The organism is Streptomyces sp. NPDC127097, from assembly GCF_042724075.1.
Taxonomy (GTDB): Bacteria; Actinomycetota; Actinomycetes; order Streptomycetales; family Streptomycetaceae; genus Streptomyces.
The window spans coordinates 44145-67272 of record NZ_JBHXFI010000008.1; the positions used below are offsets into that span (position 1 = coordinate 44145).

Here is a 23128-nt window from a genome sequence, read left to right on the forward strand (position 1 = left end):
CCTCTCCGGACGGCGTCCGGGGGAGCTTCCGCGCGGGCGGTGGCGGTCGGGGCTCCCGTCCGGGCGGGCCCGGGAGCGGAGGGAGAGCCGGGGCTCAGCTCTGGATGAAGGCGGCGTACTCGTCGGCCGAGAGCAGGTCGCCCGGCTCGCCGCTGATCTTCACCTTGAACAGCCAACCACCCTCGAACGGGGCGGAGTTCACCAGCGAGGGGTCGTTGACGACATCCTCGTTGATCTCGGCGATCTCACCGTCGACGGGCGAGTAGAGGTCGCTGACCGACTTCGTCGACTCCAGCTCACCGCAGGTCTCGCCCGCCGCGACCGTGGAGCCGACCTCAGGGAGCTGTACGTAGACGACGTCGCCGAGCGCGTTGGCCGCGTGCTCGGTGATGCCGACCGTCGAGACGCCGTCCTCGGCGCCCGACAGCCACTCGTGCTCCTTGCTGTAGCGCAGCTGCTGGGGGTTGCTCATGGCTCGATTCTCCTGTACGCGAGGGTGTGATCGTGAAGGGGGGCACCACCCGGACGAAGCCCGGGGGAACGTCGTGCGCGGTGAGACGCGCGGGCGCGCGCCTCCGCCTGCCGTAGGGGAGCGGTTACTTCTGCCGCTTGTAGAACGGCAGCGCGGTGACCTCGTACGGCTCATGGCTTCCACGGATGTCCACGCAGACACCCTCCGTGCCCGCCGTGGCGTAGGCCGCGTCGACATAGGCGATGGCGATCGGCTTGCCGAGCGTGGGGGACGGGGCCCCGGAGGTGACCTCGCCGATGACCGTGCCGTCGGCCGTGACGACCGGGTAGCCGGCCCGCGGCACCCGGCGGCCCTGGGCGATCAGCCCGACCAGCTTGCGCGGCGGCCGGGTCTCGGCGCGCTCGGCGGCCTCGGCCAGCGCCTCGCGGCCCACGAAGTCCCCGCCGTTGGTGGTCTTCTCGAACTTCACGACCCGGCCCAGGCCCGCGTCGAACGGCGTGGTCGCGGTGGTCAGCTCGTGCCCGTAGAGCGGCATGCCCGCCTCCAGGCGCAGGGTGTCCCGGCAGGACAGCCCGCAGGGCACCAGCCCGGCGTCCTTGCCCGCCTCGGTCAGCGCCTCCCAGAGGGCCACCGCGTCCGCCGGCCGGACGAACAGCTCGAAGCCGTCCTCACCGGTGTAGCCGGTACGGGCGATCAGCGCCGGCACCCCGGCGACCGTGCCGGGCAGCCCGGCGTAGTACTTCAGACCGTCCAGATCGGCGTCCGTCAGCTTCCTGAGGATGCCGGGGGACTCCGGGCCCTGGACCGCGAGCAGCGCGTAGGCGTCCCGGTCGTCACGGATCGCGGCGTCGAAGCCGCCCGCTCGCGCGCTCAGCGCGTCCAGCACCACCTGGGCGTTGGAGGCGTTGGCGACGACCATGTACTCCTGGTCGGCGAGGCGGTAGACGATCAGGTCGTCGAGGATGCCGCCCTTGTCCTCACAGATCATGGTGTAGCGGGCCCGGCCCGTTTTGACGCCGCCGATGTTGCCGACCAGCGCGTAGTCGAGCAGGTCGGCGGCCTGCGGCCCGGTGACGGTGATCTCACCCATGTGGGAGAGGTCGAAGAGGCCGGCGCGGGTACGGACGGCGAGATGTTCGTCCCGCTCGCTGCTGTAGCGCAGCGGCATGTCCCAGCCGGCGAAGTCGGTCATGGTCGCGCCGAGCGCGCGATGGGTGGCATCCAGCGCGGTGCGGCGGGGGGCATCAGTCATGGTTCTGGGCTCCCAGGCAGGGGTGACAAGACGTTCTCCCCATCTGTCATCGGAACCTGAGAGGTTCACCGGTATCCCGCGAACGGACCCGGTTTGCACCTTGGGTGGAGCCGCCCCGTCAGCCGGGCGGCGGCTCGCTTTTCAGATCTGCCTCGCCCGTGCGGTATAGGGGCCTGAGAGATTCAAGGGAGGACTTGCTCCTTCGGCGCCCCGCCGTGGCGGCCGGGGACTCTCCCGCGCGGGTTCAAGCGGCCGGTATGCAGTTGGCGGTGCACAGGTGAGCTGTGATGTGCACGTGGCGGCCACATCATTGCACGGGAACGCCGGATAAAGGAGCCCCCGCCGCCGCCCCGCCCACCACGTGGGCAGATCGGACAATCGCCTTGATGGGCATTACCTTTTCTTGACACTCTGCGGGTAGGGGACGGACGCGAACCGGACCAGAACGGGCGGGGAGGGCGATCACGGTGCACAGCGAAGCGGCATTCGGGGCGACTTCAGGGGTCGTGCCCCCGGACGTCGTGCCGACGGCGCCGTCCGCCGCCATGTCCCGGACCGGCCGTGCGCGGCGGGCCGTCATCCGGCCCGGACGCCGCACCGCGGTCGTGGACCTCCGGGGCGAGCGGCGCCCGCCCGGCGCCACCGAGCTGCGGTACCCGGCCGGCGACCTGGTGGTGGTCTCCGGGCTGCCGGGCAGCGGCAAGAGCACCCTGATGCACCGGGTCGTGCCGTCGCTGGACGGGCACGGCGCCGTCGTCCACCGCATCGATTCGCAGGACGTCCGGGAGCGCTGGGAGCACGGCAGGCTGCGCCGGCTGCCGTACGGCCTCTACCGCCCGCTGGTCCGCGCCGCCCACTATCTGGCCCTGGGCCGTGCGCTGCGCTCCGGCGACAGCGTGGTGGTGCACGACTGCGGGACGCTGGCGTGGGTGCGCCGCTGGATCGCGCGCGCGGCGCGGCGCGGCGGCCGCGGGGCGCATCTGGTGCTGCTCGATGTGGCGCCCGAGGTGGCGCTTTCCGGCCAGGAGTCACGGGGTCGCGGGGTGTCGGGGTACGCCTTCGCCCGGCACCGCGGGGCGGTGGGGCGGCTGGTCGGCGCCGCGGAGTCGGCCCGGCTGCCGGAGGGCTTCGGCTCCGCCGTCCTCCTCGACCGGCGGGCGGCGAGCGCACTGGAGACCCTCGCCTTCCACTGATGCGCCCGGGCACGCCCCCGCACACCACACCGCGCGTCTTCTCGTCTAGGGTCTTTGGCCAGATGGCGCGGTTTGGAACGGGTGGGACGAATGACATTTCCGGAGCAGGGGATACCGCAGCTGGCCTGGCCGGCGAACGAGCTCGAAGAGGTGCTGTCCGCGTCCGTCGGACACCCGGGCGCCGGCGGCCGGATCGTCGAGGTCCTCGGCCGTAGCCGGCTGTGGGTGCCGCTGCCCGAAGGCGGCGGCCCGGAGAGCGCGGGCCCCGGTGCCCGCGGCCTCGATCTGCCCACCGTCGAGCTCGACGGAGCGCACTACGTCCCGGTCTACAGCTCCGAGCAGGAATTCCTGCGGGTGATCGGCTCGCACATGTCCTTCACCGTCGCCCCGGCCCGGGAGTTCGCCCGCGGGCTGCCGCCGCAGATCGGCATGGCGGTCAACCCCGACGGCACGGTCGGCGTCCCGCTGCCGCCGCCCGCGGTGGCCGAACTATGCCGGGAGCGGCGGCTGGGGCAGCCGGAGTTCGAGGGGCTGCCGAGCGGTGGCCGGGTGCGGCTCTTCGAGCCGGACTGGCAGGACGAGCCGGTGGACTTCCTGGCCTCGGCCGGGCTGGAGTTCTCCGGTGCCGGAATTGTCCTGACTGCCCGGCGTGCCCTGGCAAGCGTCGAGGGCGACACGCCCGCGCTGTTCGTCGGTGTTCAGGTCGCGGCGGACGCCACCGCGCTGCACGACGGCACCGCCCGCGAGACGGTACTGTCAGCCCTCGGACGTGCGCTCGGCGCGGTACCGCTGCCCTGGCCCGTACAACTCGTCATGCTCGACCTCGCCCAGGGCGACCCGGTCGCCGACTGGATGCTGGAGCGGGTACGCCCCTTCTACTCCCGGGACCACCCGTAGGGCACGCCCTAAGCTGGTTGGATGACAGGCGGGCGCACCCCCACGTGCCCTGCTGAAGAGAAGGGACGGACCACGTGAGCGCGGGTGCGCATCAGGGGCCGGCGGCGGCGGGGCAGCTGGAGCAGCTGCTTCAGCAGGTCTCGCCCGGCCGTTACGACGCCTATGAGGCGCTGCTGCAATCGCTCGCCGCGGGCCAGGTCTGGATGCTGCTCTGGCAGGGCCGGGCCGGTATGCCCGATGCGCAGTACGGAAACATGGAGGTCGAGGGCCTCGGCTATGCGCCGTGTGTGACCTCGGCGCCCGAGCTCGCCGCCTCCGGCTGGAACCGCGACCACGAGGTGGTCACCGGTACCGAAATCGCCGCCGCGCTCTTCCCCGACCGCTGGGGCCTGTGGCTGAATCCGCATGCTCCCGGCGGCGGCGTCGGCATCCCCTGGCTGGATCTGCGCCGGATCGCCGGTGGTCTCGACCGGCTGCCCGCCGGGCCGTTGCGGATCTCGGAGCCGGTGATCGACATCCCGCAGTTCTACGCGCTCCTCGCCCAGAACGCCCACCGGACGCCCGCCGTCCGTTCGCTGCGCCGGGCCTGGGTGCAGCCCGCGCTGGGTGCCCCGTATCTGGCGATCGGTCTGGATCTGTACGACACCGGCCAACAAGCGGTGGATTCGGTGCGGTTGATGATCCAGCAGTCGATCGGCGCGGTTCCGGACGGTCTGCCCGTCTCCACGGTCGCGATGAACGACGAGTACGACCCGGTCGGCATGTGGATGCGGGCCTCCACGCGCCCCTTCTTCGACCGTGACGGCTACGTCCAGCCGCAGGCCCCCGCGCCCTCCTACGGCTACGGCTACCCGCGTCCGTACTGACGTCCGGCGCCGCCGCCCGGCGCCGGGCTTGCGGTGAATTCGCCCCATGCGCCCCGCCGTTGAGCGCCCTTCTCACGCGTATACACACCGCTCAGCCCGAACTTTTGTCCGTATAACGGAATGCCGCGGATCACATCACAGTTACGCATCCTTTCCCCTTCAGGGCTGGTGACTGATCGCGAATCGGATGAAGACTCCCGGCAAGCAAAGGGTCATCGGTCCTTTGTGCGAGCGTCATCCGAGAACGGCGTCGCACCTTTTGAATTTCCATAAAACGCGAACTTCCGCGATGCCTGCATGACTTGCACCAGTGATGTGAACAAGGCCGCTACCGCGGCGGGGCATGGGCCGGCCACTGTCGGCCGAGAGGGGTCAAAGGCACCGTGACCGCACCGATCGAGACCACCGGAGCAGCTGCTGAGGCGCAGCCGGAAGCGGTGCTGAAAGGCGTGGAAGGAAAGCGGATCGAGGGGCGCTCGCTCGGTCAGATCGCCTGGCTGCGCTTCCGGCGGGACAAGGTCGCGGTGGCCGGTGCCATCGTTGTCATCCTGCTCATCGCCGTCGCCGCGCTCTCCCGCCCGATCCAGGCGCTGCTGGGGCTGGATCCCAACAACCCCAACCAGTCGCTGATCGACCCCAACACCACGCTTCCCAAGGGCGACTTCGGCGGCATGAGCGGGGACCACCCCCTGGGTGTGGACCCGAAGTTCGGCCGCGATCTGCTCGCCCGGATCCTGGAGGGCTCCTGGGTGTCGCTGATCGTGGCGTTCGGCGCGACCCTGCTGTCGGTCGCCATCGGCACCGTCCTCGGTGTGGTGGCCGGCTTCTACCGTGGGCGGGTGGACGCCTTCATCAGCCGGATGATGGACGTCTTCCTGGCCTTCCCGCTGCTGCTGTTCGCCATCGCGATCTCCGCCTCGCTCCAGGGCGGCGCCTTCGGCCTGGAGGGCCTGCCGCTGCACATCTCGGTGCTGATCTTCGTGATCGGCTTCTTCAACTGGCCGTACATGGGGCGGATCGTGCGCGCGCAGACGCTGTCGCTGCGCGAGCGGGAATTCGTGGACGCCGCCCGCGGCATGGGGGCCCGCGGTCCGTTCATCCTCTTCCGGGAGCTGCTGCCCAACCTGGTGGGTCCGATCATCGTCTACTCGACGCTGCTGATCCCCTCCAACATCCTCTTCGAGGCGGCGCTGAGCTTCCTGGGCGTCGGTATCCAGCCGCCCCAGGCGTCCTGGGGCGGCATGCTCAACCAGGCGGTCAAGTACTACGAGGTCGACCCGCAGTACATGATCGTCCCCGGCCTCGCGATCTTCGTCACCGTGCTGGCGTTCAACCTGCTCGGTGACGGTCTGAGGGACGCGCTGGATCCGCGCAGCCGCTGATGGCCGTGCCTGGCACCCGCTCAGAAGTCTCACCAGCGTTTTTCGCAGTTCTGTAGTTCTGGCATACCGACGTACCGACGTACCGACGTACGACGTTTCTCGACGAACGAAGGGGACACCGACCCATGCGAAGGTCAGTTCCGGTCGCGGCTGTCGCGGCCATCACCAGTGCGGGCCTTTTGCTGGCCGGCTGTAGCGGGGGCAAGGGCTCCTCGGAAGGCTCCGGCGAGGCGAACGCCGCCACCAAGGGCATCGTCAACGCCTCGGACGCGAAGGGCGGCACGGTCACCTACGCGATCAGCGACGCCCCCGAGTCGTTCGACCCGGGCAACACGTACTACGCCTTCATCTACAACTTCAGCCGGCTCTACGCGCGCCCGCTCACCACGTTCAAGCCGGGCCCCGGCCCCAAGGGCAACGAGCTGGTCCCGGACCTCGCCGAGTCGATGGGCAAGCCCAGCGACGGCGGCAAGACCTGGACGTACAAGATCCGCAAGGGCGTCAAGTACGACGACGGCTCCGAGGTGACCTCGCAGGACGTCAAGTACGCCGTCGAGCGCAGCAACTTCGCGCGCGACACCCTCTCGCTGGGCCCGAACTACTTCCAGCAGTTCCTCAAGGACAACGACGGCGGCTACAAGGGTCCCTACAAGGACAAGAGCAAGGACGGCCTGAAGTCCATCGAGACGCCGGACGAGCAGACGATCGTCTTCCACCTGAAGAAGCCGTTCGCCGAGTTCGACTACCTCGTCAGCGCCCCGCAGACCGCTCCGGTCCCGCAGGCCAAGGACAAGGGCGCCGACTACACCAAGTCCGTGCTGTCCACCGGCTCGTACAAGTTCGAGAGCTACGAAGAGGGCAAGAAGCTCACCCTGGTCCGCAACCCGCAGTGGTCCGCGAAGACCGACCCGCTGCGCAAGCAGCTGCCGGAAAAGATCGTCCTGAACCTGAAGGTCGCCCAGTCGACCATCGACAAGGACCTCAAGTCCGGTAACACCCTGGTGGACCTGGCCGGCCGTGGTGTCGACGGGCAGACGCAGGCCCAGCTCCTGACCGACCCCAAGGAGAAGGCCAACACCGACAACACGCTCGGTCAGCGGCTCGTCTACACGGCGCTCAACACCAAGGTGAAGCCGTTCGACAACATCGAGTGCCGCAAGGCGGTCCAATACGCCATCGACAAGAAGGCCGTACAGACCTCGCTCGGTGGTCCGATACGCGGTGAGCTGGCCTCCACGGTCCTGCCGACCGACATCGACGGCTACCAGAAGTACGACCTGTACCCGCAGAAGTACGACGGCGACAAGCTGGATCTGACCGAGGCCAAGAAGCACTGGGACAAGTGCGGCGCCGGCAAGACCACGACCACGATCCTGGCCCGCAACGACCGCCAGGACGAGGTCGACGCGGCCACCACGGTCATCGACTCGCTCAAGAAGATCGGCGTCACCGCCAAGATCCAGTCCTACCCGACCAGCAAGTACTTCTCGGACTACGCCGGTGTGCCGAAGTTCAACAAGAAGAACAACGTCGGCCTGATCATGATGCAGTGGGGCTCGGACTTCCCCACCGGCTACGGCTACCTCCAGCAGATCCTCAACGGCAAGGCGATCAGCCAGTCCGGTAACACCAACCTGTCGGAGCTGGACGACCCGGAGATCAACAAGCTGCTCGACAGCGCCATCGCCAACACCGACAAGGCGGCCCGCGAGAAGGCGTACGCCGAGATCGACAAGAAGACGATGGAGCAGGCGGCGATCGTTCCGCTCACCTACTTCAAGGTCCTGATGTACCGCTCGCCCAAGGCCACCAACCTGGTGTCCACCTCGGCCTTCAGCGGTCAGTACGACTACCTCAACATCGGCGTCAAGAAGTAGCAGCCCTGGAAGGCAGGTGAAGGCATTGGTGTCCGCGGGCCGGCCCCGGCCGGCCCGCGGCGCCGAGGCCGCATCCCCGTGTTCTCGTACATCATCCGCAGGTTGATCAGCGCAGTGATTCTGCTGCTGATCGTCAGCGCGGTCACCTTCGGCATCTTCTTCCTGCTGCCGAAGCTGGCCGGGCAGAGCACCGACCAGCTTGCCCAGCAGTACATCGGAAAGGCCCCCACGCCCGCGGACATCGCCGCGGTGAAGAAGAATCTCGGCCTGGACAAGCCCGTGTACGAGCAGTACTGGGACTTCCTCAAGGGCATTTTCGTCGGCGTCGACTACAAATTCGGTCCGGAAGCGGCCAAGTGCCATGTGCCGTGCTTCGGTTACTCCTTCAAAACGCATATCGAGGTCTGGCCGGAGATCCAGTCCCGGCTTCCGGTGACCCTCTCGCTGGCCGGCGGCGCCGCCGTGCTGTGGGTCGTCTCCGGTGTCGCCACCGGTGTGCTCTCCGCGCTGCGCCCCGGCTCGCTCTTCGACCGGATGGCGATGGGCGTGGCGCTGGCCGGCGTCTCCCTCCCGATGTTCTTCACCGGCGCGCTGGCGCTGGCCCTGTTCACCTACCAGTGGCCGATCTTCGAACGCAGCGACTACGTACCGCTGCTGGAGGATCCGTTCCTGTGGGCCCGGACCCTGGTCCTGCCCTGGGTCACCCTGGCCTTCCTCTACTCCGCGCTCTACGCCCGGCTCACCCGGGCCGGCATGCTGGAGACGCTGAGCGAGGACTACATCCGTACGGCCCGCGCCAAGGGCCTGCGGGAGCGCAAGGTGGTCGTCCGGCACGGTCTGCGGGCCGCGCTCACCCCGATCATCACGGTCTTCGGCATGGACCTGGGCCTGCTGCTCGGCGGTGCGCTGATCACCGAACAGGTCTTCTCGCTCAAGGGCGTCGGTGCCTTCGCCGTCGAGGCGATCAACTCCAACGACCTGCCGAACATCCTCGGCGTCACCTTGCTCGCCGCGTTCTTCATCGTCATGTGCAATCTGGTGGTGGACGTTCTGTACGCCGCCGTCGACCCGCGGGTGAGGCTCTCGTGACCGACTCCTCCGAGGACAAGACCGAGACCGCGGCGGCCGGGGCCGCCGCGGCCACCACCACCGAGAAGGCACCGGCGCCGTTCCTCCAGGTACGCGACCTCAAGGTGCACTTCCGCACCGACGACGGGCTGGTGAAGTCCGTCGACGGCCTGAACTTCAGCCTGGAGAAGGGCAAGACGCTCGGCATCGTCGGCGAGTCCGGCTCCGGCAAGTCCGTCACCTCGCTCGCCGTGATGGGCCTGCACCGTGCCTCGCGTCAGCAGCGCAGCAAGGTGGAGATGTCCGGCGAGATCTGGCTGGACGGCAAGGAGCTGGTCTCCGCCGATCCGGACGAGGTGCGCCGGCTGCGCGGCCGCGAGATGGCGATGATCTTCCAGGATCCGCTGTCCGCGCTGCACCCCTTCTACTCGGTCGGCAACCAGATCATGGAGGCGTACCGGGTCCACCACGACGTGGACAAGAAGACCGCGCGCAAGCGGGCGATCGAGATGCTCGACCGGGTCGGCATCCCGCAGCCCGACAAGCGGGTCGACGACCATCCGCACCAGTTCTCCGGCGGTATGCGCCAGCGCGCCATGATCGCGATGGCGCTGGTGAACAACCCCGAGCTGCTGATCGCGGACGAGCCGACCACCGCACTGGACGTCACCGTCCAGGCGCAGATCCTGGACCTGATCCGCGACCTCCAGAAGGAGTTCGGCTCGGCGGTCATCATCATCACCCACGACCTCGGCGTGGTCGCCGAGCTCGCCGACGATCTGCTGGTGATGTACGGCGGCCGGTGCGTCGAGCGCGGCCCGGCCGAGAAGGTCTTCTACGAGCCCCAGCACCCCTACACCTGGGGCCTGCTCGGGTCCATGCCGCGCATCGACCGGGAGCAGACGGACCGGCTGATCCCGGTCAAGGGCTCCCCGCCCAGCCTGATCAACGTCCCGTCCGGCTGTGCCTTCAACCCCCGCTGCCCGTATGCGGACGTGCCGAAGGACAACCTCACCCGTACGGTCCGCCCCGAGCTGCGCGAGGCCGGCAGTGGGGGCACCCCCGCCAATGGGGGAGGGCACTCCTCCGCCTGCCATATGTCGCAGGAGGAGCGGGAGCGTATCTGGACCGAAGAGATTGCGCCGAAGCTATGACCGAGACGACTGACGACCAGAACAAGAAGATCCCGCTCCAGAAGGGGACCTCCGTGGCAGCCCCGGCCGACGCCGAGCCGCTGCTGAAGGTCCGCGGTCTGGTCCGGCACTTCCCGATCACCAAGGGCCTGCTCAAGCGGCAGGTCGGCGCGGTGCAGGCGGTCGACGGCATCGACTTCGACGTACGGCCCGGGGAGACCCTCGGCGTGGTCGGCGAGTCCGGCTGCGGCAAGTCGACGATGGGCCGGCTGATCACCCGGCTCGACGAACCGACCGGCGGCTCCATCGAGTTCCAGGGCCAGGACATCACGCATCTGTCCCAGGGCCGGCTCCGGCCGATGCGCCGGGACGTACAGATGATCTTCCAGGACCCGTACGGTTCGCTGAACCCGCGGCACACCATCGGCGGCATCGTCTCCACCCCCTTCCGCCTCCAGGGCGTCGAGCCCGAGGGCGGGGTGAAGAAGGAGGTGCAGCGGCTGCTGGAGCTGGTGGGCCTGAGCCCGGAGCACTACAACCGCTATCCGCACGAGTTCTCCGGCGGCCAGCGGCAGCGCATCGGCATCGCCCGGGCGCTGGCGCTCAAGCCCAAGCTGGTGGTCGCCGACGAGCCGGTCTCCGCGCTGGACGTGTCGATCCAGGCCCAGGTCGTCAACCTGATGGACGACCTCCAGGAGGAGCTGGGCCTGACGTACGTCATCATCGCCCACGACCTCTCGGTCATCCGGCACGTCTCGGACCGGATCGCGGTGATGTACCTCGGCAAGATCGTGGAACTGGCGGACCGCAAGGCGCTCTACGAGTCGCCGATGCACCCGTACACCAAGGCGCTGCTGTCCGCCGTCCCGGTGCCCGATCCCAAGCGGCGCACCCAGCGCGACCGGATCCTGCTGAAGGGCGATGTGCCGTCGCCGATCAACCCGCCCTCCGGCTGCCGGTTCCGTACCCGCTGCTGGAAGGCGACCGAGGTGTGCGCCACCACCGAGCCGCCGCTGGTCGCGCTGCGGACCGGTCACCAAGTGGCCTGCCACCACCCCGAGAACGCGCCCGACCCGGCGCCGGCCGGGGCGTCCGGCGGGGCCGGCCAGGAGCCAACCGGTAAGTAACACCGAGGAATTGGCAAAGTCCCGGGCAAAGCGGCACGGGAGGGTGCAGAGTCGGCGCGATTGTTCTTCATTCGCCCGTGTGTCCGAAAGGACGGCTCATGGCACTCTCCCGTTCTGCGCGTCGCACCTCCCGCTGGCTCGCCCTGGCCACCGCCGTGGCCTCGGCCGCCTCCATCGCCGCCGCTCCCGGCGCGTCCCCCGGCGCCCCCGGCGTCGGTGACCCGTACTTCCCCCGCCTGGGCAACGGCGGCTTCGACGCCCTGCACTACGACCTCGGGGTCAGCTACCAACCCGGCAGCGGCCGGCTCGACGGCCGCACGAAGCTCACCGCCCGCGCCACCAAGAACCTCTCCGCCTTCGACCTCGATCTCCAGAAGCTGACGGTCGACAGCGTCCGGGTGAACGGCCGGCGGGCGCACTTCGGCAGATCCGGCGACGAGATAACCGTCCGCCCCGACTTCCCGCTGCGCCGCGGCACGAAGTTCACCGTCACCGTCGCATACCACGGTGTCCCCAAGCCGCTGAGCGGCCCGATCGTCTTCGGCTCCGACTACGGCTGGATGAAGACCAAGGACGGCGTCTTCGTCGCCTGCGAGCCGAACGCCGCCTCGACCTGGTTCCCCTCCAGCGACCACCCGGGCGACAAGGCCACCTACGACATCCGCATCGACGCCCCCAAGGGGCTGACCGGTGTCTCCAACGGGCGGCTGGTCGGCACCCGGGAGGCACACGGCCGCTCGTACGCCCATTGGCGCGAGAGCCGTCCGATGGCGACCTACCTCGCCACCGCCACCATCGGGAAGTTCGACGTCCGTACGGGCACCACGCCCGGCGGCACGCCCATCTACGTCGCCACCGACCCCACCCTGCCCACCGGCAAGGTCGACGTCTACGGCATCACCGCGGAGGCCACCGACTACTGGTCGAAGGTCTTCGGGCCGTACCCCTTCGAGGAGACCGGCGCGATCGTCGACGACATGCCGCAGGCCGGCTTCTCCCTGGAGGTGCAGTCCAAGCCGGTCTACTCGGCGGTGCGCAGCGAGTCGACCATCGTCCATGAGCTGGCGCACCAGTGGTTCGGCGACTCGGTCTCCGTGAAGCGGTGGCAGAACATCTGGCTCAACGAGGGCTTCGCCACGTACGCGCAGTGGCTGTGGAGCGAGCACCGCGGCACCCGCAGTGCCCATGACGCGCTCCGTGCGCAGTACGCCGGCATCCCGGCCGACAGCGCCTTCTGGAAGGTGAAGGTCGGCGATCCGCAGCGGGACACCATGTTCGCCGACGCGGTCTACGTCCGGGGCGCGATGACGCTCCAGGTGCTGCGGGAGCGGATCGGTGACAAGGCGTTCTTCGAGCTGCTGCCGGCCTGGACCGCCCGCCACCGCTACGGCAACGCGGAGACCTCCCAGTTCATCGCGCTCGCCGAGAGGATCTCCGGGCAGCAGCTGGACGACCTCTTCGACGCCTGGCTGAACACGGACGGCAAGCCGGCGCTGCCGCAGTAGGCCCCGGCCCCCGGGTCAGCCGGCGTCCGGCCGGCCGCCCCGGGGGCGCAGCTGCTGCGGCCGCGGCAGATGCAGCCCGAGGTAGACGGCCCCCATCCGCAGGGCGAACACCAGCGCCGCCGAGACCACCGCGGCGGGGGTGGCGCCGGTGCCGAGGTGGTGCAGCAGCAGATAGCAGCCGCCGCCGGCCAGCGCGGCGATCGCGTAGACGTCCTCCCGCAGCAGCAGCGGCGGGAACTCCCCGCACAGCACATCGCGGATGACCTCACCGGCGACACCGGTCAGCACCGCCAGGATGATCACGGCGAGCGGGGTGGCGCCCGCGTCGATCGCGGCGCGGGCGCCGATCACCGTGACGACGGACAGCCCGATCGCGTCGACCACCAGCAGTGACTTGTGCGGCAGCTGCCAGAATCGCAGATAGATCATGGTGCCCACGCCGACGCAGATGATCACGGTCAGCAGTACCCAGTCGTGCGTCCAGTACAGCGGGCGCCGGTCGAGGATGAGATCGCGCAGCGTGCCGCCGGAGATGGACGCGGCGAAGGCGAGCACCAGCCCGCCGAAGGGGTCCATGTTGGCGCGGTAGGCCGCCAGCACCCCGCTCGCCGCGAAGGCCGCGACCCCGACCAGGTAGAGGACGTGAAGCATGGCGCACATCATCGCAGGCGCGGAAGGAGGGGTTCCGCCCGAGGCGGTAAAAACTGACACTACCGGTCGGTAACTATCCGGTGTAGCGTGCAACCCATGGCTCTGGCGACCCACCGCACCAGCGAGTTCGACCGCGATACGGCGGTCACCCGCCGCGCACCCGGCGTCTATGACGCCCACCTCTCCGCCGGCTGGACGATCATCCAGGCGGTCAACGGCGGCTACCTCCTCGCCCTCATGGGCCGCGCCCTGGGCGACGCCCTCCCGCACCCCGACCCGATGTCGGTCACCGCGCACTACCTCACGGCCTCGGTCCCGGGCCCCGCGGTGATCCGTACCGAAGTGGTCCGCACCGGCCGCACGATGTCGACCGGCACCGCCACCCTCGTCCAGTTCGCGGAGGACGGCAGTGAGGTCGAGCGGCTGCGGGTGCTCGCCGCGTACGGCGACCTCGGCGCGCTGCCCGACGACGTCCGCACCACCGCCAAACCTCCGGCCATCCCGCCGTACGAGCACTGCCTGGGCACGGACAGCGCCCCCGACGGCCGCCCCGCGATCCCCGGCAGCACCGCCATCGCCGAGCGGCTCGCCCTCCGTCTGGACCCGGCGACCGCGGGCTGGGCCGTCGGCGCCCCCTCCGGCAAGGGCGAGATGCGCGCCTGGTTCGGCCTGGCCGACGGCCGCGAACCCGACCCGCTCTCCCTTCTGCTGACCGTGGACGCGCTGCCGCCCACCGCCTTCGAGATGGGCCTGTCCGGCTGGGTCCCCACCGTCGAACTGACCGCCCACATCCGGCGGCGCCCGGCCCCCGGCCCGCTGCGGGTCGCCATCACCACCCGCAACCTCGCCGGCGGCTTCCTGGAGGAGGACGCCGAGGTCTGGGACTCCGAGGACCGACTCGTCGCCCAGTCCCGGCAGTTGGCGCGCGCGGTGCTTCAGGGGTAGGGAGGATGCCGCTTCCGTGCCCTTTTCGCAGGTGGCTGCGGGTGCGGAAGCGGAAGAAGGACGGGAAAGTGCGGGCGGTGACCCGGCGGCTCATGTCAGACTGACCGGCATGGGGGATGTGGCTCTCAGAATCGATGAGGCAACCGTCGTCTGGCTGCGGGCCGAGGAGCCGGCCGCCACCGGCCGTCCGGGCACGCACGAACACTCCGGCGCACAACCGCCGTCCGGCTACGGCCGACCGCAGCAGTCCGGCAGCGACGGCGAGTTGGAGCTCCCCGAGGAGTTCGGCTCCGCCCAGCCGGTCAGCGCCGACAGCCGGGTGGCCCGGGCGCTGACCCGCGGCGGGGAGGCCCTCGAAGAGGCCCTGCGGCCGCTCGGCGGCGTCCTCGGCCAGATCCATCGCTCGATCGCCGCCGGCAGCCACCGCCCCGACGCGGTCACCGTGGAGTTCGGGGTCACCCTCGGCTCCGATCTGAGCCTCGGGGTGTTCTCCGGCAAGGGAGACGCGAGCTTCAAGGTCTCGGCCACCTGGAATCTCGCCCAGGACGCGGGGGAACCCGGCGGGACGGCCCCGTGAGCGCAGGCGCAGGCCCGGACACCCCGCTCCAGCAGTCCTTCGCCTCCGTGCGCCATGGCGACCACGCCATCGGCGCGGGGGTGCTGGTCGCCGAACGGCTCGTGCTGACCTGCGCCCATGTCGTCAACAGCGCGCTGGGCCGGGACCGTTTCGCCCAGCAGACCCCCGGCCCCGGCGACACCGTCACCCTCCGGCTGCCCCATGTCGCCGCCGGCCGCGACCTGACCGCCCGGGTCTTACGGGAGATGTGGGTGCCGCCGCGGGCCACGGCGTCCGGGACCGCGCCCGTCGAGCCCGGCCGGGTGCCGTACCACGGCGATCTCGCCGTCCTGGAGCTGACCTGCGCCGCACCCGAGGGCGCCGAACCGGCCCCGTTCCTCCAGCACAACTACGCCAACGAGACCATCGCCTTATGGGCCAGCGGCAACCCGCTGCCCACGGTGCGCGCCGTGCCCCGGATCTCCGCGCCGCCCTGGATCGCACTGGACGTGCTCGGCGGCGCGCAGGTCACCGAGGGCTTCAGCGGCGGGCCGCTGTGGGACCGCGAGCGGCAGGCCGTGGTCGGTCTGGTCGCGGCCGTGCACCGAGCCCCGGAAGGCGCCGCCCCCGGGGCCCGGCCGACGACGATGTACGCCATCAGCGTCCCCGCCATCGAGGCCGAACTCCCCACCCTGCCGCCCTCGGCGGTGCCCACCGCCCGGCGCGGGGTCCAGCAGCTGCTCACCGCGCTGGAGCGGGTACTGAAGGGCCGCGAGGCGGTGCTCGCCTGCGAGGAGCGGCTCGCCGCCCGGCTCGGCAGGCCCTCGGCGGGCCCGGCCGCCGACCTGGAACGGCTGGTCGGCCTGGCGGCCGGCGTCCGCCGCGGCATCCCCGAACTCCTCGACCTGGTACGGGACCACGAGCCGCCGGTCGCCGACCCGTATGACCCGCACGCCCGGCCCGGCCTCTACGGTGCCCGCGAGGACTGGGAGCGCCTGCGCCGCGCCGCCCGTACGGTCCGCCCCGCCGAATACCTGACCACCCGCCAACGCCGCGACCTCTCCGGCCTGTTGGCGCACTGCACCCGTACGGACCCCCGCGACCTCCTGGCACGCGTCCTGCCGCACGCCCCGGAGCTGCCCGCCGTCACCGGCCTGGCCGACGCGATGGACGCCTTGGAGGGCTTCAGCTCCACCACCGGGGCGCCGGTGCCGCCGCTGCTCCAGGGCGTGGTGCGGATCAGCGTCGCCGAACGCGCGGCGGGGGCGTACCCGGCCGAGGACCTCGACGCATGGGTCGAGCGCGTCGCCGCCCGGTCCGGGGTCGACGAGGCGGCGGTCTGGCAGTTCCGCGCCGATGTCACGGCCGCCGCGGCCCCGGTCCGCGTCCCGGCCCCCGTCCGGCCGGCCACCGGCACCCCGGCGGCGCTGGCCCCCCGCGTCCAGGTGGAGCTGCTGCCCACCGCGACCGGACGCCGCTTCACCTACCAGATCTGGACCCTCGCCGACCGTCAGCCGCACCGGCTCGCGCTGGTCCGCGATGCCGAGGCGGGCAGTGAGCAGGTGGTCGACGACATCCGCCGGGTGCTGCGCACCGAGGTCCGGGAGGACCCGGAGACCGCCCTGGTGGAGTACTTCCTGCCGTCCGCCTGGCTCGGTCTGGACGTCGACTCCTGGGAGTCGCCCGACAGCGACGAGGACGGGCCGTTCGCGCCCGGGATCACCCGGCGGGTGGTGGTGCGCACCACCGAGCGCTCCCGGGAGAGCTACGCCGGCTGGAAGCAGCGCACCGCCGCCCTGCCGCACGCCAAACGCCTGGTCCTCGACCACCGGCACACCGACCGCAAGGTCGCCCGCGCACAACTGGAAGTGCACCGCGACGCCGGCACGGTCATCGTGTGCTGCGAACCGCACCACCACGGCACGCTGTTGCGGCAGTGCGTCCAGGCCGGCGTCCACACCGTGCTGTGGCACCGCGCCGAACACGGCGAACACATCGCCCAGGACCTGCTGGCCCTGGTCGACGGCACCGACCACGCCGAGGTCCCCGAAGTGGTGCGCCTGGAACGGGCCCGGGCGATGGCCGAGCCGGACCATGACACCCACCACGGCCGCCGGCTGTCCCTGCTCTACGACGCGCCCGACCATCGTCCCCCACAACTCGCCCCGGACGCCTGGGTGCCCTGAGTGCCGGAACCTGGACGCAGCAATGAACGAGGAGAAGTGCGGTGACCGGACAGAGCGCAGCAGGCCCACACGACGACCCGGGGGCGGCGCCGGAGGACTGGTGGGTGTTCCGCGGCCCCGCGCGGCTGCCCGCCCCGCCGCCCTGGCGCCATCTGCCCGCCGGCCGCGGGGAGACGCCCCGGGCGCCGTATCTGCTGGAGCGCAACGAGATCTCCGTCGTCAACGCCGCCCTGCATCTGCACCGTCCGCTGCTGGTCACCGGCCGCCCCGGCGCCGGCAAGAGCTCGCTGGCCCGCGCCGTCGCCGAGGAACTCGGGCTCGGTGACGTCCTGCGCTGGTCGGTCAACAGCCGCTCCACGCTCCAGGACGCCCTCTACCGCTACGACGCCGTGGGCCGCCTCCGGGAGGCTTCGCTGCGCCGGGAGCGCGAGACCCCGCACGGCTCCGCGCGCCGCCCCCGGGTCCGGCGCGCCACCGGGGCCGGCGACATCGGCCAGTATCTGCGCCTCGGCCCGCTCGGCAGCGCGTTGGCGGCCGGCCGGCCCCGGGTCCTGCTCGTCGACGAACTCGACAAGGCCGATATCGACCTGCCCAACGACCTGCTGGTGGTGCTGGAGGAGGGCGAGTTCGAGATCCCGGAGCTGGCCCGGCTGCCCGAGCACCAGCAGGAGGTCCAGGTCCTGCTGAGCGGGAGCCGGGAGCGGGTCGCCGTCCACCGCGGGGTGGTCCGCTGCACCCACTTCCCGGTCGTCATCATGACCAGCAACGGCGAACGGGACTTCCCGCCCGCCTTCCTGCGCCGCTGCGTACGGCTGGATCTGCCGGAGCCGACCGGCGACCGGCTGCGGAAGATCATCGAACACAACCTGGGGGAGCAGGCGGTCGCCGCGGCGGAGGACCTCATCGAGGTCTTCCACCAGCGCGCCAAGACCCAGACCCTGGCCACCGACCAGCTGCTGGCCGCCGTCCATCTGCGCATCAGCGGCGCCGACCTCACCAAGGAAGAGCTCCTCGCCGCCGTGCTGCACCGCCTCGACGAGTCCATGTCGCCATGATCGACCGACTGCGACAGGCGATGTCGGCCGCCGGCTACGACCTCGGGGCCACCGAACTCCTCGATGTGCTGTGGCTGTCGCGGGCGATGGAGGGGCGTGCGGCGGCCGGGGCGCCGGGGGATACGGGGGAGCCGGGGGATGCGGGGGAGCGTGTGGGTGGGACGGGGAGTACGGGCGGGGTCGGGGCCGAGGGGGCTGAGGGGGACGGTAAGGCCGATGGGACCGGTACGGCCGACGGGACCCGCAGCCGGCCGGCTGACGGGCGGCGTGGGGACGGGGGGTGGGACGCGTCCGATGCGGCCGAGGCGCCCGGTGAGTCCGACGCGGCCCACGCATCCGACGAGGCCCACGCGGCCGACGGAGCCGAGGCGTGCGCAGCTGCCGCCGAATCCGCAGGTTCTGCCGGCTCGGCCGGGACCGCCGCCGAGCCCACTGGCCGCACCGAGCCCACTCACCCCACCAATCACGCCGACTCCACCGATCACGCCGACTCCACCCACCGTACCGATCCCCACGACCCCAACGACCCCACCGACCCCCTGACCCCGGCCCTCCCGCCCCGTCGCGCGCTGTACGCGATGGGCAGCCAGGGCGGCGGGACGGGCGCGGAGCGGGCCCGTCCCGCGCGGGTCCCCGGTGGGCGGGCGCTGCCCGATGCCCAGCAACTGGGCCGGGCGCTGCGCCCGTTGCGCCGGTCCCGGGACCACCCGCACCGCACCGTCACCGATATCGAGGCCACCGTCCGGCTCGCCGCCGAGACCGGGTTCCTCGATGTCGTCTCCCGGCCGGACCAGGAGCGGTGCTGGTCGGCCGTGCTGCTGGTGGACTGCTCGCCGTCCATGCAGGTGTGGGGCCCGCTCGCGGCCGAGCTGCGCGCGCTCCTCGCCCGGAGCACGGTCTTCCGTTCCGTCCATGTCCTGCCCGTCGATCCCCGGAATCCGAGCGGCCCCGCGGGGCGCCGGCGGTCCGCGGGCGCGGCGGTGACCTTTCTGCTGACCGACGGGACGAGCCCGGGATGGCGCAGCCCGCAGGCCGTACGCGCGCTCGCCGCATGGGGCCGCGGCGGCCCGCTGGCCGTACTGAACCCCCTGCCCCGGCGGCTGTGGCGGGGCACCGCCCTGGACGCCCGTCCAAGGCTCCTGGCCGCACCGGGTGAGTTCGACCCCCTCGGCCGGCTCATCGTCTGCGACGCGCTGAGCGGCGAGCGCGATCCGGAGGCGGACGGCCTCCTCGCGCTGCCCGTATTGCACCCGACCGCCTCCGCGCTGGAGCAGTGGGCCGGGCTGCTCACCCGCCCCGGAGTGCCGCATCTGATCGAAACGGTGCTGCTGGACGAGGCGCCCCCGGCGTCCGCCCGGCCCGCCGTACCCCAGGGCACGGCCGAGGAGTTGCTGTCCCACTTCAGAGGGGCGTTCTCGCCCGAGGCATACCGTCTCGCCGTCCGCCTCTCGGCCATCCGTCCCCTGACCACACCCCTGATGCAGCTGGTCCGTGCCGCCACGATGCGGGACGCCGGGCCCACCCATGTCGCCGAGATCCTGCTCGGCGGACTCCTGGAGCGCACCGACCAGGCGCCGGACGCGGCCGCCGCCCACACCCTGGACCGCGCCCTGGGCGCGCCGCCCCCGGGCCAACTCGTCCAGCCCGTCTACGACTTCCGCCCCGGCGTACGGGAGCTGCTGTTCAGCGGGCTCGGCGCCGAACAGGCCGTGGAGGTCGTCGAGGCGGTGGGACGCTCGCTGGAGCCGTACATGGGGCGGTTGCCGGACTTCCCGGTCCTGATGGGGGACGAGGAGGGGGAGCTGCGGCTACAGGCGTCGGCGCGGGCCTTCGCGGTGCTGGCCAGTCCGGTGCTGGAGCGGATGGGGGGTGTGGTGCCCGAGCTGACCGACCACCCCGTGCCGGCCCAGCGCCGCGCCGCGCCCCCACCCCCGCCGCCACCGCGCTTCGGCGTCCTCGGACCCGTCCGCGCCTGGCGCGGGCCGACGCCGCTCGCGCTGGGCGGACCGGAGGAACAGGCGCTGCTGGCCGCCCTGTTGCTGCGCCCGGGACACTCCGCCGCCACGGCCGAGCTGATTCCCGGCCTCTGGGGCGCCCGGCCGCCCCGTAACGCCCTCTCATCGCTGTACGCCTGCGCCACCCGGCTGAATGCGGCCCTCGGCGCCGACACCGGAGCGGGCCCCGGCGCGGATCCCGGCCCAGACCTCCTGGTCAGGGAGCAGGACGGGGACTATGCCCTGCGCCGCCCCGACGGCAGCGCACCCGTCCTCGATCTCGACCTCGACCGGGCCGAGCAACTGATCGACCGGGCCCGCCGCGCCGGGGATCCGGCCGCCGCCCGCCAACTGCGCGACGAGGCACTGGCGTTGTGGGACGGCGAAGCACTCGCCGGCCTGCCGGGGCCGTTCGCCGCCGCCCAGCGGGCCCGTCTGGAGCGCTGGCGCAGCGACCTCAGGGACGGGCGCTTCCGCCCCCTCGCCGAGGAGCCCGCACCCGATCCGTCCGGTCCACGGGCCGACGCGGTCGCCCTGCCGCCCGCCCCGGAACCGTTCGCCGGCCGCAGCGAGCAGATCTCCCGGCTGGCCGCCGTACTGACGGGAGGGACAAGCGACGCCCCTCCCTGCCGCTTCCTCCACGGACCGGCCGGGACGGGCAAAACGGCGCTCGCGCTGCGCGTCGCCCACGAGGTGGCGGAGCACTTCCCGGACGGACAGCTGTTCCTGGATCTGCGCGGCAGCGCCGAGGCGGCAGAGGAGCGGGTCACGCCGACCGGAGCCCTCGAAGCGCTGCTGCGCGCACTGGGCGTGCCGGACGACCGCATCCCCCTGTGGCGCGACGGGCGGGCGGCCCTCTACCGCTCGCTGCTGGCCGAACGCCGCGTGCTCATCGTGCTGGACGATGCACCCGACGCCGACGGGACGGAGGGGGCCGACGCGGCAGCCGCCCTGGCCCCCCTCCTCCCCGGCCGCACCGGCAAGGCCGCGGCCCGCTGCGCCGCCGTCCTGGTCACCGGCCGTGGGCGCCCGCCGCTGCCCCCGTCCGCCGAGGCCCTCGAACTGGCCCCGCTGACCCCCGCCGAGGCGCAGGGCCTCTTCACCGACCCCGGCCCCGCGGCGCTCCGGTGGCTCGACGCACAGCTCTCCCCGGCGGCTCGGCGGGCCTTCCGCCTCCTCTCCGTGACGGACACCGCCGGGGCCTCGTCCACCGACCTCTCCTCCGGCGCCGCGGCCGCCCTCCTCGATGCCACGGCACAGCAGACCAACTCCCTCCTGGACGAGCTGCGTTCGGTCGGCGCGCTCCACAAGGCAGGCGCCGACCGCTATCGCTATACGGGCCAACTGCGGCGCCTGGCCTGCCGCTCCGCCGGTCAGGAGCTACCGGCGGCGGCCCGTGACGAGGCGCTGGTCCGGCTGCTGACCTGGTATCTGGCCATGGGCCGGCAGGTCCACGCCCTCCGCTGCCCGGGCGACCGGATGCTCCACGACCTCGCCCGCGTCCCCTCCGACGGACCCCGCCCCACCACGAAGGACCAAGGCCAAGGCCGGGACCGGGACCGGGCCCTGGCCACCTGGGCCGAGGAGACCCCCCGGCTGCTCGCCCTCGTCCGCCGTACCGCGCTCCGCACTCCGGGCATCGTCCGCCAGGCCGCCGACCTCCTGCTGCTCGCCCAGGTGACGGCGGACTCCGGGGTGCTCTCGGCCGCGTACGAGCCGGCCGCCCGGACGGTGGCGGCGCGGGCGGCCCGGGACGGCGACGCACGGGCGGAAGGCCGGGCCCGGCTGGCGCTCGCCGAGGCGTATCTCGCGCTGGGCAAGTGCGCCGAGGCCGAGCCGGAGGCGCGGCGCGCGGAGCAGCTGGCCGACCGTGCCGGAGATGCCCTCACGCGGTTCCGCGCCATGTATGCGCGCGGCCTGATCGCCCTCCACCAGGGGCAGCACGACACCGCGGAGCGGCAGCTCACCGCGGCCTGGGAAGAGTGCCGCCGCCGCAACGACCAGCTGGGCGAGGCCGATGCGCTCGCCGCGCTGGCCCGGCTCTGGGCGGCGACCGGCAACAGCGACGAAGCCGTGCTGTTCGCCGAGCGGAGCGTGGGCGTCCACCGCCGGCTCGCCGCCGGCTCCGCCCGCCTCGCACACGGCCGCTACGCACTCTCCGAAGCGCTGTCGGCGGCCGGCCGGCACGCCGACGCGCTCCGCGAACTCTTCCAGGCGCTGCCCCTCTTCGAGCAGGACCGCCAGCGGCTGTGGGCGGGGCGGACCCGCTGCCGGACGGCCGAGGCGATGGTCGCCCTGATCCGCCCCGGCGAAGCGGTGACCGCCGCCGAGGACGCGGCGAAACGGCTGCTGGTACCGGGCGGCGAACGGTGGCGGGCCGACGCCCTGACCGCCCTGGGCCACGCCGAGACCGCCCTGGGCCGCAAACAGAGCGCTCAGGCGCACTGGCGCGAAGCCCTCACCGCCCACGAGGCGTTCGGCACCCCGGAGGCAGACACCCTCCGCACACTGCTACGGGACAAGGAAGAAGCCCCGCCGGCCGCCGCCCGCCACCCCGGCCTCTCCCGCACCGCGGACCTCGCCCGCACCGGCACCGCCCTGCGCGACCTGACCGCCGCCGTCCGCACCCTGATCGACCAACTGCGCCTCCAGACCCCCGACGACGACTCCGCCCCGCCCACCCCCCTCCACACCCTCGACACCGAACTCACCACCATCCTCACCTACTTCACCCACACCCCACGCCCCTCCCGCCTCGACCTCCGCCGCCTCCGCACCACCCTGGAATCCCTGACCTCACCGGAGGCCCTGCCGACCTCGTCGGCCGCCGTGGCGGAGGCGGCGGCTGTGGTGCGCGGGCTGGGGAGGCGGATGGCTCCGTAGGGGGAAAGCGGCAGGCCCAAGTCGACTTGCCCGGCGGGTGGTTGAGCGGGCAGCGGTACCCGGTATTCCGCAAACACTTCTTTGCG

Annotated in this window: 17 protein-coding genes and 1 riboswitch; of the genes, 14 read left to right on the forward strand and 3 right to left on the reverse strand. The window is 71.9% G+C overall.

Annotated elements, in window-relative coordinates; genetic code table 11:
- Window positions 1–94 precede the first annotated feature (94 nt).
- Window positions 95–472: a glycine cleavage system protein GcvH gene (gcvH, locus tag ACFWJW_RS09390; protein ID WP_042149008.1), complete on the reverse strand. Its 378-nt coding sequence runs from the start codon at window positions 470–472 to the stop codon at window positions 95–97.
- A 124-nt stretch (window positions 473–596) separates the two neighbouring features.
- Window positions 597–1724, reverse strand: coding sequence for a glycine cleavage system aminomethyltransferase GcvT (gene gcvT / locus ACFWJW_RS09395; RefSeq protein WP_387237082.1), 1128 nt, complete (start codon window positions 1722–1724; stop codon window positions 597–599).
- A 151-nt stretch (window positions 1725–1875) separates the two neighbouring features.
- A riboswitch (glycine riboswitch) is annotated at window positions 1876–1971 on the reverse strand.
- Between the two features lie 298 nt (window positions 1972–2269).
- Here gcvT and ACFWJW_RS09400 point away from each other — a divergent pair.
- The 9 genes from ACFWJW_RS09400 to ACFWJW_RS09440 all read left to right on the forward strand — a co-directional run bounded on the left by ACFWJW_RS09400 (window position 2270) and on the right by ACFWJW_RS09440 (window position 12772).
- Window positions 2270–2917 carry an AAA family ATPase gene (locus ACFWJW_RS09400; RefSeq protein WP_387237363.1) on the forward strand — a complete coding sequence of 216 codons (648 nt, stop codon included), beginning with the start codon at window positions 2270–2272 and terminating at the stop codon, window positions 2915–2917.
- A gap of 90 nt (window positions 2918–3007) precedes the next feature.
- Entirely contained in the window at window positions 3008–3814 is an 807-nt protein-coding gene (locus ACFWJW_RS09405) for an enhanced serine sensitivity protein SseB (protein ID WP_387237085.1), read from the forward strand.
- Between the two features lie 74 nt (window positions 3815–3888).
- Window positions 3889–4680 (forward strand): enhanced serine sensitivity protein SseB C-terminal domain-containing protein, encoded by a 792-nt coding sequence (locus tag ACFWJW_RS09410; RefSeq protein ID WP_387237088.1) that lies wholly within the window; start codon window positions 3889–3891, stop codon window positions 4678–4680.
- 383 nt (window positions 4681–5063) lie between these two features.
- Window positions 5064–6062 carry an ABC transporter permease gene (locus tag ACFWJW_RS09415; protein ID WP_387237091.1) on the forward strand — a complete coding sequence of 333 codons (999 nt, stop codon included), beginning with the start codon at window positions 5064–5066 and terminating at the stop codon, window positions 6060–6062.
- Between the two features lie 125 nt (window positions 6063–6187).
- Window positions 6188–7939: an ABC transporter substrate-binding protein gene (locus tag ACFWJW_RS09420; RefSeq protein ID WP_387237094.1), complete on the forward strand. Its 1752-nt coding sequence runs from the start codon at window positions 6188–6190 to the stop codon at window positions 7937–7939.
- Window positions 7940–8017: 78 nt separating this feature from the next.
- Complete coding sequence (locus ACFWJW_RS09425; protein ID WP_387237097.1) at window positions 8018–9028, forward strand: ABC transporter permease; 1011 nt, start codon at window positions 8018–8020, stop codon at window positions 9026–9028.
- Window positions 9025–10161, forward strand: a complete 1137-nt coding sequence (locus tag ACFWJW_RS09430; protein ID WP_387237100.1) for an ABC transporter ATP-binding protein — start codon at window positions 9025–9027, stop codon at window positions 10159–10161. The genes ACFWJW_RS09425 and ACFWJW_RS09430 overlap by 4 nt, the downstream gene beginning before the upstream one ends.
- On the forward strand, window positions 10158–11267 hold the full coding sequence (locus tag ACFWJW_RS09435; RefSeq protein WP_387237103.1) for an ABC transporter ATP-binding protein: 1110 nt from the start codon (window positions 10158–10160) through the stop codon (window positions 11265–11267). The genes ACFWJW_RS09430 and ACFWJW_RS09435 overlap by 4 nt, the downstream gene beginning before the upstream one ends.
- A gap of 98 nt (window positions 11268–11365) precedes the next feature.
- A complete protein-coding gene (locus tag ACFWJW_RS09440; RefSeq protein WP_387237106.1) occupies window positions 11366–12772 on the forward strand; it encodes a M1 family metallopeptidase in 1407 nt (468 codons plus the stop codon).
- 15 nt (window positions 12773–12787) lie between these two features.
- Here ACFWJW_RS09440 and ACFWJW_RS09445 read toward each other — a convergent pair whose 3' ends face one another.
- Window positions 12788–13423: a trimeric intracellular cation channel family protein gene (locus ACFWJW_RS09445; protein WP_387237109.1), complete on the reverse strand. Its 636-nt coding sequence runs from the start codon at window positions 13421–13423 to the stop codon at window positions 12788–12790.
- Between the two features lie 96 nt (window positions 13424–13519).
- Between ACFWJW_RS09445 and ACFWJW_RS09450 the strand changes: the two genes are divergently transcribed.
- From ACFWJW_RS09450 to ACFWJW_RS09470, 5 genes are all read left to right on the forward strand, one after another.
- The gene (locus ACFWJW_RS09450; protein WP_387237112.1) at window positions 13520–14368 is read left to right on the forward strand and encodes a thioesterase family protein; all 849 of its coding nucleotides are present in this window, start codon (window positions 13520–13522) and stop codon (window positions 14366–14368) included.
- Between the two features lie 109 nt (window positions 14369–14477).
- Window positions 14478–14945 carry a CU044_2847 family protein gene (locus ACFWJW_RS09455; RefSeq protein ID WP_387237116.1) on the forward strand — a complete coding sequence of 156 codons (468 nt, stop codon included), beginning with the start codon at window positions 14478–14480 and terminating at the stop codon, window positions 14943–14945.
- Window positions 14942–17110 (forward strand): trypsin-like peptidase domain-containing protein, encoded by a 2169-nt coding sequence (locus ACFWJW_RS09460; RefSeq protein WP_387237119.1) that lies wholly within the window; start codon window positions 14942–14944, stop codon window positions 17108–17110. The genes ACFWJW_RS09455 and ACFWJW_RS09460 overlap by 4 nt, the downstream gene beginning before the upstream one ends.
- Window positions 17111–17151: 41 nt before the next feature.
- Window positions 17152–18165, forward strand: coding sequence for an AAA family ATPase (locus ACFWJW_RS09465; RefSeq protein WP_387237122.1), 1014 nt, complete (start codon window positions 17152–17154; stop codon window positions 18163–18165).
- Window positions 18162–23042, forward strand: coding sequence for an SAV_2336 N-terminal domain-related protein (locus ACFWJW_RS09470; RefSeq protein WP_387237125.1), 4881 nt, complete (start codon window positions 18162–18164; stop codon window positions 23040–23042). The genes ACFWJW_RS09465 and ACFWJW_RS09470 overlap by 4 nt, the downstream gene beginning before the upstream one ends.
- The last annotated feature ends 86 nt before the right edge of the window (window positions 23043–23128 follow it).

Excerpts from the sequence above, each read along its gene's own strand:
- gcvH (WP_042149008.1), bottom strand. The coding sequence starts at position 472 with ATGAGCAACCCCCAGCAGCTGCGCTACAGCAAGGAGCACGAGTGGCTG.
- gcvT (WP_387237082.1), bottom strand. The coding sequence starts at position 1,724 with ATGACTGATGCCCCCCGCCGCACCGCGCTGGATGCCACCCATCGCGCG.
- ACFWJW_RS09400 (WP_387237363.1), top strand. The coding sequence starts at position 2,270 with ATGTCCCGGACCGGCCGTGCGCGGCGGGCCGTCATCCGGCCCGGACGC.
- ACFWJW_RS09405 (WP_387237085.1), top strand. The coding sequence starts at position 3,008 with ATGACATTTCCGGAGCAGGGGATACCGCAGCTGGCCTGGCCGGCGAAC.
- ACFWJW_RS09420 (WP_387237094.1), top strand. The coding sequence starts at position 6,188 with ATGCGAAGGTCAGTTCCGGTCGCGGCTGTCGCGGCCATCACCAGTGCG.
- ACFWJW_RS09435 (WP_387237103.1), top strand. The coding sequence starts at position 10,158 with ATGACCGAGACGACTGACGACCAGAACAAGAAGATCCCGCTCCAGAAG.
- ACFWJW_RS09440 (WP_387237106.1), top strand. The coding sequence starts at position 11,366 with ATGGCACTCTCCCGTTCTGCGCGTCGCACCTCCCGCTGGCTCGCCCTG.
- ACFWJW_RS09445 (WP_387237109.1), bottom strand. The coding sequence starts at position 13,423 with ATGCTTCACGTCCTCTACCTGGTCGGGGTCGCGGCCTTCGCGGCGAGC.
- ACFWJW_RS09450 (WP_387237112.1), top strand. The coding sequence starts at position 13,520 with ATGGCTCTGGCGACCCACCGCACCAGCGAGTTCGACCGCGATACGGCG.
- ACFWJW_RS09455 (WP_387237116.1), top strand. The coding sequence starts at position 14,478 with ATGGGGGATGTGGCTCTCAGAATCGATGAGGCAACCGTCGTCTGGCTG.
- ACFWJW_RS09470 (WP_387237125.1), top strand. The coding sequence starts at position 18,162 with ATGATCGACCGACTGCGACAGGCGATGTCGGCCGCCGGCTACGACCTC.